The organism is Wenzhouxiangella marina (genome assembly GCF_001187785.1).
Lineage (GTDB): Bacteria > Pseudomonadota > Gammaproteobacteria > Xanthomonadales > Wenzhouxiangellaceae > Wenzhouxiangella > Wenzhouxiangella marina.
This window is the reverse complement of sequence record NZ_CP012154.1, coordinates 2,340,682-2,352,012: the sequence shown is the minus strand read 5'-3', so window position 1 is coordinate 2,352,012 and position 11,331 is coordinate 2,340,682. Positions and strand designations below refer to the sequence as shown.

The following is an 11,331-nucleotide window of genomic DNA, read 5'->3' as shown; positions in this document are numbered from 1 at the left end:
CGAGATCTCGTGTTCATCCGCCCCTATTGCCATTGAAGTCTGCGCTTTACATGACGATAACACTCTGTTTGCCAAGGACTAACCGGGACTCTGGAACCATCTGCGCTTCCATGGACCGACAAGGACGCCCCACCATGTTTCGAACTCTGATGCTGCTCGCCACGCTGGGTACGACCCTGCCTGCCGGAGCGCTCGTCGTTTCACTCGATGGGCGAATTCTCGGTGAGGTCGACGCATTGATCTATCACCCGGGGAGTCGTGTGTTCGAGGTCCGCGTTGCTGCGGGGCAAGCCTGCTCAGGCACCCTGTTGCAGGCTTCTGCGGGGCAGCTGGGCTTGATGATCGACGGGCTCGAGCACGCCATGAGCTTGCCCATCCGTCTGACTGCCGGCCCCGGGGAGAGCTGGCTTCAGATCGATACCGTGGCTGGAGATCTGCGCTGCGCCGTGGACGGAATCTTCAAGGATCGGCTGCAGCTTGGCGGCTGATGCTGGCGTTTCCGGCGACCGCCACGGGCGCTTGCCGCGGCTCGCGCGTCAATCGATCCCGTATTTCTTGAGCTTGTAGCGCAGTGAGCGAAAGGTGATGCCGAGCTGGCGGGCCGCCTCGGTCTTGTTGAAGCGTGCTTCCCGCAGGGCATTCTCGAGGATGTGCTTCTCGACGTCCTCGATGTAATCATCCAGGCTGCGGTCCTCGGGCCGGTCAGCGAACATGGCGTCGTCGCCCGCCTGCTCGCCGTCGAGGCTGAGATCTTCGGGCGTGATCTCATCCCCCTCGCACATGGTCACCGCGCGCTGCAGGATATTCACCAGTTCGCGTACGTTGCCGGAGAAGGCATGACCGCGGAGCGCCTTCCTGGCTCCTTCACCCAGAGTGCGGGCCGGCTCACCCCATTGCTCGCCGATCGACTGGAGGAAGTGTTCGGCCAGAATGATGATGTCATCCCGTCGCTCGCTGAGCGCGGGCATCTGCAGTTCGATGACATTGAGCCGGTAGTAGAGGTCGTTCCGGAAGGCTCCCTCGTCGACCAGTGGCTTGAGCGGCTTGTGGCTGGCCGAGAGAATGCGGACGTCGATCTTGATTTCCTGGCGTCCCCCGATGGGGCGCACGGTCTTCTCCTGGATGACCCGCAACAGCTTGACCTGCATCGGTAGCGGCAGGTCGGCGACTTCATCGAGGAACAGGGTTCCGCCTTGAGCGGCCTGAAAAAGGCCCTCCTTGTCGCTGTCGGCGCCGGTGAAGCTGCCCTTGACGTGGCCGAAGAACTCGCTCTCCATCAGTTCGGTGGGAATGGCGCCGCAGTTGACGGCGATGAAGGGTTCTTCGGCGCGCGGACCCAGGTCGTGGATCAGGCGGGCGGCCAGTTCCTTGCCGGTGCCGGATTCGCCACTGATCAGGACCGGAGCCTGACTGCGCGCCAGTTTGACGATGGTCTGGCGGACCCGCTTGATGGCCTCGGACTGGCCGATCAGGCGCTGCAGCAGGTAGCTCTTGTCATCTTTCGATCCCTCCGCGCGTTCGACGTCCGCCGGTGAGGGGGCCGGTTCGGCGCGCCGCTGAGAATCCGTTCGCTCGGGCGACGGCGACGTTTCCGCATCATCCTTCCTGAGCTTGAGGGCTGTGCGAATGAGGTTGCGAAGCACCTCCAGATCGACCGGCTTGGAGACGAAATCGAAGGCGCCGTACTTCAGTGCCGTGACTGCGTCCTCGACCTTGCCGAAGGCGGTGATCATGGCGACGGGGATCTGCTCGTGGTCGCGGTTGATCTCCTTGATCAGGGTCAGGCCATTGCCATCGGGCAGGCGCATATCGGTGAGGCAGAGCGCATAGTCCGCGCCGCTGGCCAGCAGGCGCCGTGCTTCGGACAGATCCTCGGCGGTGTCCACTTCGAGGCCCATGCGGCTCAGGGTGATGTCGAGCAGTTCGCGCAGATCGGGCTCATCATCGACAACGAGGGCACGCATCTGGGTCATTCAGTCTCCTTCCTGCAAATCCTTCGGGCGAGCCGTCATCGGGCGGCTGCCTGTCGTTGGTCGACCATCTCTGGCGTCCCGTCCGAAGCCTCCGGTCTGCGCAGCAGAATACGGAAACAGGCGCCGGTGTTGGGGACCTGTACGTATTCAAGCGGCGCCTGGTTGGCATCGCAGAGCTGGCGAGCCAGGTAGAGCCCGAGGCCCGATCCCTGCTTGTGCGTGGTGAAGAAGGGTTCGAAGACCTGAGACCGCTTCTCCAGCGGGATGCCGGGGCCGTCGTCTATGATATCCAAGGCGAGTTCACGATGTCCGCGAATCGGACTGACCCGAAGCGTGATCACCGGCGGACGATTCTCGTCGATGCGTGCGTGCTTGAGCGCATTCTCCATCAGGTTCCAGACGGCCTGGGTCAGCTGACCTGGATCGATCAGCACCATGATGCCCGCCGAGGGCAACTCCAGCTTGATCTGATCTTCCGGCAGCTTGTGATAGCGACGAAACTCGTTGGCCAGTCGGCGGGCCCAGCTGACCAGGTTGACGGCCTCGACCCGCGCCCGCTCCCGGCGCGACAGCTTCAATACGTTCTCGACGATGTCGTTCATGCGTGCGGCATGGTTGAGAATCATCTTGACCAGCTTCTGATCCGGGGGGCTCAGTGAGTCGCTTTCGCCCAGCAACTGGGCGGCATGGCTGAGCGCCCCGAGCGGGTTTCGGATTTCATGGGCGATCGATGCCGAAAGCCGAGCCAGGGAAGCCTGGGCCAGGTCGCGGGCCCGTCGGCTGACCACCGAGGTGTCCTCGAGAAAGATCAGCGTCGCCTCGCTATTGACCCCGGGCATGCTCAGCATGCGGGGGACCACGGCCACCTGTGTAGCCTGCAGGAGCAGGCCTTCGTCCTCGGTCTTTCCTGTCTTGCGCCAACGCTCGAGCCGTTCGGCGAGTGCCGGAGCGATGACCTTCAGATTGCGTTCGCTGACCGGGGGATTCCCCAGCAGGTACCAGGCGGCCTCGTTGATCTGCCGGATCTTGCCCGCGGCATCCACGACCAGGACGCCGGATCGCATCCGGTGGATGATCAGCTCGTTGACCTGCTCGAGGTTGGCCATATCGACGCCGCGGCGCTCGGCCAGCAGCTGGTATTCGCGACCCCAGCGACCCAACAGGGAGCAGCCCAGCGCGGTCACCATGGCCGCGATTCCGTAGAGGGCGGCGGGGACGGCCACCGTTGCGGCGGGCATGACCCGCGCGGCAATCACCGCATCGATCAGCAGGCCCAGAGCGACAAGGCTGGCGAAGAACAAGGCCGTGCGGAGGCTCAGCAGCAAGCCCGCGATGCCGATGTAGAACAGTAGCAGGATGACCAGGCCGCTCTCGATGCCGCCGAAGCAATGCAGCACCGTCGAGATGATGATCAGATCCGTGGCCAGGGAAAAGGAACTCAACTCCGCCGGACTGGTGGTCCTGCGCAGGTGCACCAGCAGGAACAGAATCGCGGCGCCGACGTAGGTCAGGGCCGCGGACTTGAGCAGGAAGAACTTGTAGCCGGGGGTGAGTTGCTCGGCCAGGGGCGACAGGGCCACGACCAGGATGATCGGAGCCAGGATGATGCGGAATCCATTGAGATAGTAGAGCGCGCGGCGAACGATATCCTCGTCTGCGACCAGCGAAGTTCGGGATTTCAAGTTCGCCTCCAGTTGAGCCTGGGCCGGGGAAAGCAGCCTGGCCGCTGCGTTGACCCTCGATGGCTAGAGTATAGCCACATTTTCGGGTTTGATAATTCCCGTCGTCTGTACCAGAATACGCGGTTTGCGGCGCTCCGCGAGGCCGTATTCAGCCCGTTTTTCTGCGATCCGAACGCCCGGATCGCGTCGAAACAACACCAAGGATTCTAGCGAATGAATTTTCATGAGTACCAGGCCAAGGACCTGTTCGCCCAGTACGGCATTCCCGTGCCCAAGGGTGAAGTGGCGACCACGGCCGATGAAGCGGTGGCCGCGGCCGAGAAAGTCGGCGGCAGCCAGTGGGTCGTCAAGGCCCAGGTGCATGCCGGTGGACGCGGCAAGGCTGGCGGTGTCAAGCTGGCCAACAGCCTCGACGAGGTTCGAGCCGAGGCCGAACGCATGCTGGGCATGTCGATCGAAACCTACCAGACCGCCGGCCTGGCGCTGCCGGTCAACAGCGTCCTGATCGCCGAAGCCACGGATATCAAGCAGGAACTGTATCTCGGCGCCCTGGTCGACCGTGCGCATCGCTCGGTGGTGTTCATGGGTTCGGCCGCCGGTGGCGTGGACATCGAGCAGGTGGCCAGCGAAACTCCCGAGAAGATCATCACCGCCGTGGTCGACACGGCAGCGGGCTTCATGCCCTACCAGGCTCGCCAGATCGGCTTCGGCATGGGCCTGAACGCCAAGCAGGTCCGGCAGCTGACCAAGATCATGGACGGTCTGTACAAGCTGTTCATGGAAAAGGACATCAGTCTGATCGAGGTCAACCCGCTGATCATCGACGACAAGGGCGATCTGAGCGCCCTCGATGCCAAGCTCAACGCCGATGACAACGCCCTGTTTCGCCATCCGGATCTGGAAGCGATGCGCGACGAGTCGCAGGAAGATCCGACCGAACTGGCCGCCAGCAAGCACGAACTGAACTACGTGACCCTGGACGGCAATATCGCCTGCATGGTCAACGGCGCCGGCCTGGCCATGGCGACCATGGACGTGGTCAAGCTGGCCGGTGGCGAGCCGGCCAACTTCCTGGATGTCGGCGGTGGCACCAATGCCGAGCGCGTCAAGGAGGCCTTCAAGCTGATTCTGTCCGACGACAAGGTCAAGGCCATTCTGGTCAATATCTTCGGTGGCATCGTCCGCTGCGATCTGATCGCCGAGGGCATCATCAACGCGGTCAAGGACATCGACGTCAAGGTGCCGGTCGTGGTGCGTCTGGAAGGCACCAATGTCGACCAGGGCAAGAAGATGCTGGCCGATAGCGGTTTCGCCATCATTCCGGCCGACGATCTCAACGACGGCGCACGCAAGGCCGTGGAAGCGGCAGCGGCCTGAAGGAATCTGCAATGAGTGTACTAGTCAACAGCAAGACCAAAGTCATTACCCAGGGCTTCACCGGCGCCCAGGGCACCTTTCATTCCGAACAGGCCATCGCCTACGGCACCCGCCTGGTCGGCGGCGTGACCCCGGGCAAGGGCGGCCAGGAACACCTCGGTCTGCCGGTCTTCGACACGGTCGATCGAGCGGTCGAGGAAACCGGTGCCGATGCATCGATGATCTTCGTGCCGCCGCCCTTCGCGGCCGACGCCATCCTGGAAGCCGCCGATGCGGGCGTTCGCGTCATCGTCTGCATCACCGAGGGCATTCCGGTGCTGGACATGATGCGCGTCAAGGCCGCGCTGGCCCACTATGAAGACGTGACCCTGATCGGTCCGAACTGCCCGGGCATCATCACGCCGGGCGAGTGCAAGATCGGCATCATGCCCGGCAAGATCCACAAGCCCGGCAAGGTCGGCATCGTGTCGCGTTCCGGCACCCTGACCTACGAAGCCGTCTTCCAGACCACCCAGGCGGGCCTGGGCCAGTCGACCTGCATCGGCATCGGCGGAGATCCGATCAACGGCATGAACTTCGTCGACTGCCTGAGCCTGTTCCAGGAGGACCCGGAAACCGAAGGCATCATCATGGTCGGTGAGATCGGTGGTTCGGCCGAAGAGGACGCGGCGGAGTTCATCGCCGACCACGTCACCAAGCCGGTGGTCGGCTACATCGCCGGCGTCACCGCGCCTCCGGGCAAGCGCATGGGTCATGCCGGCGCGATCATCTCCGGTGGCAAGGGCACGGCCGAAGCCAAGTACGCCGCTCTGGATGAAGCGGGCGTGACCACGGTCCGCTCGCCGGTGGAACTCGGTGCAGCAATCGCCGAACGCCTGAAGTAATTCCGGCCAGGAGGTCCGGTTCGGAGGGCGAGGAAATCGCCGTCCGAACCGGGCTTCCGCCGGTCAATCGACGATTCCCGACATGCTCAAGATCGCCTTGGCCCAGGATGACTTCCTGGTCGGACACATCACCGGCAATCGGGATCGTATCCTCGAATCGATCGCCCGCGCTCGCGACGAACACGGTGCGGATCTGATCGTCTTCCCCGAACTCGCGCTGACCGGCTACCCGCCGGAGGACCTGGTGCTGCGTCCTGGCTTCATGCGCCGGACCGAAGCCCTGCTGGCCGAGATCACCCGGGCGGTCCAGGGCATCGACGTGCTCGTCGGCCACCCGCGCAGCGGGGTAGGCGAGGGCCGGTACAACTCCATGTCCTGGCTGCGCGACGGTCGGGTGCTCGGCAGCTACGACAAGTGGGATCTGCCGAACTACGCGGTCTTCGATGAACGCCGCTATTTCCTTCCCGGGGATCAGCCGCTGGTCATCGAGGTCGCCGGTGTGCGCGTCGGGATCATCATCTGCGAAGACACCTGGACGCCGGAGGCATGCAGGGCGGCAAGAGCGGCGGGCGCCCAGCTGATCGTCTCGGCGAATGCGTCGCCCTACTATCGGAACAAGCACGAAGACCGATCGCAGGTGTTGCGTGACCGCCATGCGGAAACCGGGCTGCCGCTGATCTACCTCAACTGCGTGGGCGGCCAGGACGAGCTGGTCTTCGACGGACATTCCCTCTACATCGACGGAAACGGCCGACTGAGCGCACCGGCACCCCTGTGCGAAGAGTCCCTGCTGGTGGTCGGCTACGATCCCGCCAGCGGTGCGATCGACGAGGTGAACTGGCCGAAGGGCGAGACCGAGGACCTGCCGGTCATCTATCGCGTGCTCCAGCGTGGCCTGCGCGATTACGTGCTCAAGAACAAGTTCGAGTCGGTGGTCTTCGGCCTGTCCGGTGGAATCGACTCCAGTCTGACTGCTGCCATCGCGGCCGATGCCCTCGGGCCGGATCGGGTGCTGGGCGTGATGATGCCGTCCCGTCACACTTCCGAGCTATCCCTGATCCTGGCGACCGAGCAGATCGACCTGCTGGGGATTCACTACGACAACATCTCGATCGAGCCCATCTACCAGGCCATGCTCAAGCAGCTGGCCGAGGTCTTCGATGGACGGCCCGAGAATTTCACCGAAGAGAATCTGCAGGCCCGGGCCAGGGGCAACATCGTCATGGCCCTGTCGAACAAGTTCGGTCACCTGCCGCTGGCGACGTCCAACAAGAGCGAACTGGCCACCGGGTATTCGACCATCTATGGCGACATGTGCGGCGGCTTCAGCCCGATCAAGGATTGCCTGAAGCAGCTGGTCTACGAGCTGTCGAACTGGCGCAACGGGCAATCTCCGGCCATTCCTCAGGGCATCATCGATCGCCCCCCCTCGGCCGAACTCAGGCCTGACCAGACCGACCAGGACAGCCTGCCTCCCTACGAGGTGCTCGATCGGATCATCACGGCCTACGTCGAAGAAGATCGTCCGATCGCCGACATCGTGGCATTGGGCATCGAGGAGAAGATCGTTCGTCGAGTGGCCGGCATGGTGCTGGCCGCGGAGTACAAGCGTCGCCAGGGCGCGCCGGGACCTCGAATCACGCGCAAGGCCTTCGGACGGGATCGGCGCTATCCGATCACCTCGGGCTGGCGGGACAGCGGGATCGGCAGCTGAGCGTCACGGGCATGTCATGCCTGCACGGCAGCATGTGGGCCAGGTTTCCATTGCTCGCCACGGATCGATGCCCAGCCGTATTATTCTGATTTTCCTGGTTTTTCTTCTCTCTTTCGCAAGGTCGACGCAGGCCTTCGATGATCCGCGCGTGGATGCGGGTCTGAGCGTCTGGCTCGAGCCGGGGCGAAACGTGCCGGTGCTGGTGCGACTGGATGGAAACAACGCCGATGTTCGCTCGGCCTGGGACCAGCTGCGTCGCTTGCTCGATGGGCAGTACGGTTTCGTCGACACGCCGCCCGACGCGAATCGGGAATTCCTGGCCCGCGTCGATCGACTGGGTCTGACCCTGCTGCTGCGCTTCGAGCAGGTCGCGGCCGTCCGCCGCCCCTTCGAGATGACCTTCCCGGGCGAGTAGCCGGCGGCTTCCTTCAGCCTTGCAGGGCGCTGCCGATCCGCCGCACGGCGTCCTTCAGCGTGTCCAGATCGCAGGCGAAGCTGAGACGAAGATGCCCTGGCGCGCCGAAAGCGGTACCGGGCACCGTGGCGACGCCGGCTTTTTCCAGCAGCATTTCCGCCAGCGCCAGATCGTCGTCGAGGCCCAGGGTCTCGATCGCCTCCTGGAAATCGGCAAAGGCGTAGAACGAACCTTGCCCGGGGGTGCAGCGCACGCCGGGCAGACGGTCGAGGGAGGGCACGAGCCAGTCGTGGCGACGCTTGAATTCCTGGCACATCTCGCTCACGCAGGCCTGGTCGCCGTTCAGTGCGGCCGTGGCGGCGGCCTGGGCGATGGAGCAGGGGTTGGAGGTGCTCTGGCCCTGGATCTTGCGCATTTCCCGGATCAGCTCGGCGGGTCCTGCGGCGTAGCCGATGCGCCAGCCGGTCATGGCATAGGCCTTGGACACCCCGTTGATGACGACCAGACGGTCCTTCAGGGCCGGGGCGACCTGGCCGAGGCTCGTGAACGGCGAATCGGCCCACCAGATGTGCTCGTAGATGTCGTCGGAACAGATCATCAGGCGGGGATGTTCGAGCAGCACCTCGGCCAGTTCCGAGAGTTGCTTGCGTGAATAGGCGCGACCGGTCGGATTGCTCGGAGAGTTGAAGATCAACAGGCGGGTCTGCTCGGTGATCGCCGAGGCCAGCTGAGCCGGAGTGATCCGGTAATCGGTCTTGTCCGTGGTGTTGAGGATCACCGGTGCGGCGCCGGCCAGGCGGACCATGTCCGGGTAGGAGACCCAGTAGGGCGCCGGGATCAGCACTTCATCGCCTTCGTCGAGCAGGGCCTGGAGCAGGTTGTAGATCGACTGCTTGGCGCCGCAGGAGACCAGGATTTCCGACGCCTGATACTCGAGTCCATTGTCACGGGCAAGCTTGGCGATCACGGCCTGCTTCAGTGCAGGCGTGCCGTCGACGGCCGTGTAGCGTGTCTGGCCTTCCCTGATGGCCCGGATGGCGGCCTCGCGAACGTGCTCCGGCGTGTCGAAGTCAGGCTCACCCATGCTCAGGGACAGTATGTCCCGGCCCTGGGCGCGCAGCTCGGCGGCCTTCATGCTCATGGCGATGGTGGCCGACGGTTTGACCTGTGCGACGCGCGACGAAAAACGGATGCTCACGATGACTCTCCCTGATCGAGGATAGGATGGGCATTCCGCCCGCAGCCCTGCCCGATAATTATAGTATGACTCGACGATTTCGCATGGCCTCCAGCTACGAACCGGCCGGTGATCAGCCGACCGCGATCCAGGCCCTGGTCGATTCCCTGAACGCGGGGAACTCCCACCAGACCCTGCTCGGCGTGACCGGTTCGGGCAAGACCTTCACCATGGCCAACGTGATCGAGCGGGTCCAGCGACCGGCGCTCGTCATGGCACCGAACAAGACCCTGGCGGCCCAGCTCTACGGAGAGTTCAAGTCCTTCTTCCCCGACAATGCCGTCGAGTACTTCGTTTCCTACTACGACTACTACCAGCCCGAGGCCTATGTGCCTTCGACCGATACCTTCATCGAGAAGGATGCTTCGATCAACGAGCACATCGAGCAGATGCGCCTGTCGGCCACCAAGGCCCTGCTCGAGCGTCCCGATGCGGTGATCGTGGCCACGGTCTCGGCCATCTACGGCCTGGGGGACCCCAGTTCCTTTCTGAAGATGACCTTGCCGCTGAAGGTCGGGGAGCGGATCAGCCAGCGCGAGATCCTGCGTCGCCTGGCGGAGATGCAGTACTCGCGCAACGACTTCGAGCTCCGTCGAGGTACCTATCGAGTGCGGGGCGAGCTGATCGATCTGTTTCCGGGCGATTCGGAGATGGAAGCGGTCCGGGTCGAGCTCTTCGATGACGAGATCGAGCGGATCAGCCATTTCGATCCGCTGACCGGTGAGCTGCACGGCAAGGTCGACGAGCTGACGGTGTTTCCGAAGACCCACTACGTCACCCCGCGCCAGGTCGTGCTGGATGCGATCGAGGCGATCAAGGCCGAGCTGAAGGAGCGCCTGGCCCAGCTCGAAGGGGCCGGCAAGCTGCTCGAAGCCCAGCGCATCAAGCAGCGCACCCAGTTCGATATCGAGATGATGATGGAACTGGGCTATTGCCAGGGCATCGAGAACTACTCTCGTCACCTGACCGGGCGCCAGCCGGGTGATCCGCCGCCGACCCTGTTCGACTACCTGCCCAGCAACGCCATCCTGATCGCCGACGAGTCGCACGTCACGATCCCGCAGATCGGCGGCATGTACCGGGGCGATCGCGCGCGCAAGGAGACGCTGGTCGAATACGGGTTCCGCCTGCCTTCGGCGCTGGACAACCGGCCCCTCAAGTTCGAGGAGTTCGAGGCCCGGGCGCCGCAGATGATTCTGGTCTCGGCCACACCACGCAGCTGGGAGCTCGAACGCTCGCCCGTCGTGGCCGAGCAGGTGGTCAGGCCGACCGGTCTGATCGACCCCGAGGTCGAGGTTCGTCCCGTCGACACGCAGGTCGACGATCTGCTCTCCGAGATCCGCGAACGCGTCGGCGATGGCGATCGGGTCCTGGTCACGACCCTGACCAAGCGCATGGCCGAGAACCTGACCGAGTACCTGTCCGAGCACGACGTCCGGGTGCGCTATCTGCACTCCGACGTCGACACCGTCGAGCGGGTCGAGATCATCCGCGATCTGCGCCTGGGGACCTTCGACGTGCTCGTCGGCATCAACCTGCTGCGCGAAGGCCTGGACCTGCCCGAGGTGTCCCTGGTGGCGATCCTGGACGCCGACAAGGAAGGCTTCCTGCGCTCGGAGGGCTCACTGATCCAGACCATCGGTCGAGCGGCCCGCAATGAGCGCGGCAAGGCGATTCTCTATGCCGACCACGTGACCGAGTCGATGCGCCGGGCGATCGAGGAGACCGAGCGCCGACGGGCCAAGCAGATCGCCCACAACGAGGAACACGGCATCACGCCGCAGACGATCCGCAAGAACATCGCCGACATCATGGCCGATGCCCATCAGGTCCCGGGCAAGAAGAAGTCGGGCCGGAAGGCGGCGGACAAGCGGGGTGCCTACGGCGCCGAAGCGATCAGCCCCGGTGAAGCGGCCAGGAGCATCGCCGATTTGGAGAAGGCGATGTTCAAGGCCGCCGAAAACCTCGAGTTCGAGGAGGCGGCCCGGCTGCGCGACCAGATTCACCAGCTGCGCAACCAGGGCCTGGGGGTGGAGGACTGAGCCGCGG

General features: G+C 64.0%; 9 protein-coding genes. 6 read left to right on the top strand and 3 right to left on the bottom strand.

The genetic code is table 11. The features are described from left to right. Window positions 1-134 precede the first annotated feature (134 nt). Entirely contained in the window at window positions 135-488 is a 354-nt protein-coding gene (locus WM2015_RS09990; protein WP_156201063.1) for a hypothetical protein, read from the top strand. Between the two features lie 48 nt (window positions 489-536). On the opposite strand, the gene WM2015_RS09985 is transcribed toward WM2015_RS09990, so the two are convergent. Then, window positions 537-1,973, bottom strand: a complete 1,437-nt coding sequence (locus tag WM2015_RS09985) for a sigma-54-dependent transcriptional regulator (RefSeq protein ID WP_049725908.1) — start codon at window positions 1,971-1,973, stop codon at window positions 537-539. Between the two features lie 35 nt (window positions 1,974-2,008). Further along, window positions 2,009-3,655 (bottom strand): two-component system sensor histidine kinase NtrB, encoded by a 1,647-nt coding sequence (locus WM2015_RS09980; RefSeq protein WP_049725907.1) that lies wholly within the window; start codon window positions 3,653-3,655, stop codon window positions 2,009-2,011. Between the two features lie 213 nt (window positions 3,656-3,868). Here WM2015_RS09980 and sucC point away from each other — a divergent pair, with 213 nt between their 5' ends. From sucC to WM2015_RS09960, 4 genes are all read left to right on the top strand, one after another. Further along, window positions 3,869-5,032, top strand: a complete 1,164-nt coding sequence (gene sucC / locus WM2015_RS09975; protein ID WP_049725906.1) for an ADP-forming succinate--CoA ligase subunit beta — start codon at window positions 3,869-3,871, stop codon at window positions 5,030-5,032. Window positions 5,033-5,043: 11 nt separating this feature from the next. Beyond that, on the top strand, window positions 5,044-5,916 hold the full coding sequence (gene sucD, locus WM2015_RS09970; protein WP_049725905.1) for a succinate--CoA ligase subunit alpha: 873 nt from the start codon (window positions 5,044-5,046) through the stop codon (window positions 5,914-5,916). Between the two features lie 82 nt (window positions 5,917-5,998). Then, window positions 5,999-7,630, top strand: coding sequence for an NAD+ synthase (locus WM2015_RS09965; protein WP_049725904.1), 1,632 nt, complete (start codon window positions 5,999-6,001; stop codon window positions 7,628-7,630). Between the two features lie 67 nt (window positions 7,631-7,697). Then, window positions 7,698-8,045, top strand: coding sequence for a hypothetical protein (locus tag WM2015_RS09960; RefSeq protein ID WP_049725903.1), 348 nt, complete (start codon window positions 7,698-7,700; stop codon window positions 8,043-8,045). 13 nt (window positions 8,046-8,058) lie between these two features. Here the strand turns inward: WM2015_RS09960 and WM2015_RS09955 are convergent, their stop codons facing one another. Beyond that, window positions 8,059-9,243, bottom strand: coding sequence for a pyridoxal phosphate-dependent aminotransferase (locus WM2015_RS09955; RefSeq protein ID WP_049725902.1), 1,185 nt, complete (start codon window positions 9,241-9,243; stop codon window positions 8,059-8,061). Window positions 9,244-9,308: 65 nt separating this feature from the next. Between WM2015_RS09955 and uvrB the strand changes: the two genes are divergently transcribed. Next, a complete protein-coding gene (gene uvrB / locus WM2015_RS09950; RefSeq protein ID WP_049725901.1) occupies window positions 9,309-11,324 on the top strand; it encodes an excinuclease ABC subunit UvrB in 2,016 nt (671 codons plus the stop codon). Window positions 11,325-11,331 lie beyond the last annotated feature (7 nt).

Excerpts from the sequence above, each read along its gene's own strand:
- sucD (WP_049725905.1), top strand. The coding sequence starts at position 5,044 with ATGAGTGTACTAGTCAACAGCAAGACCAAAGTCATTACCCAGGGCTTC.
- WM2015_RS09985 (WP_049725908.1), bottom strand. The coding sequence starts at position 1,973 with ATGACCCAGATGCGTGCCCTCGTTGTCGATGATGAGCCCGATCTGCGC.
- WM2015_RS09965 (WP_049725904.1), top strand. The coding sequence starts at position 5,999 with ATGCTCAAGATCGCCTTGGCCCAGGATGACTTCCTGGTCGGACACATC.
- sucC (WP_049725906.1), top strand. The coding sequence starts at position 3,869 with ATGAATTTTCATGAGTACCAGGCCAAGGACCTGTTCGCCCAGTACGGC.
- WM2015_RS09990 (WP_156201063.1), top strand. The coding sequence starts at position 135 with ATGTTTCGAACTCTGATGCTGCTCGCCACGCTGGGTACGACCCTGCCT.
- WM2015_RS09960 (WP_049725903.1), top strand. The coding sequence starts at position 7,698 with ATGCCCAGCCGTATTATTCTGATTTTCCTGGTTTTTCTTCTCTCTTTC.
- uvrB (WP_049725901.1), top strand. The coding sequence starts at position 9,309 with ATGACTCGACGATTTCGCATGGCCTCCAGCTACGAACCGGCCGGTGAT.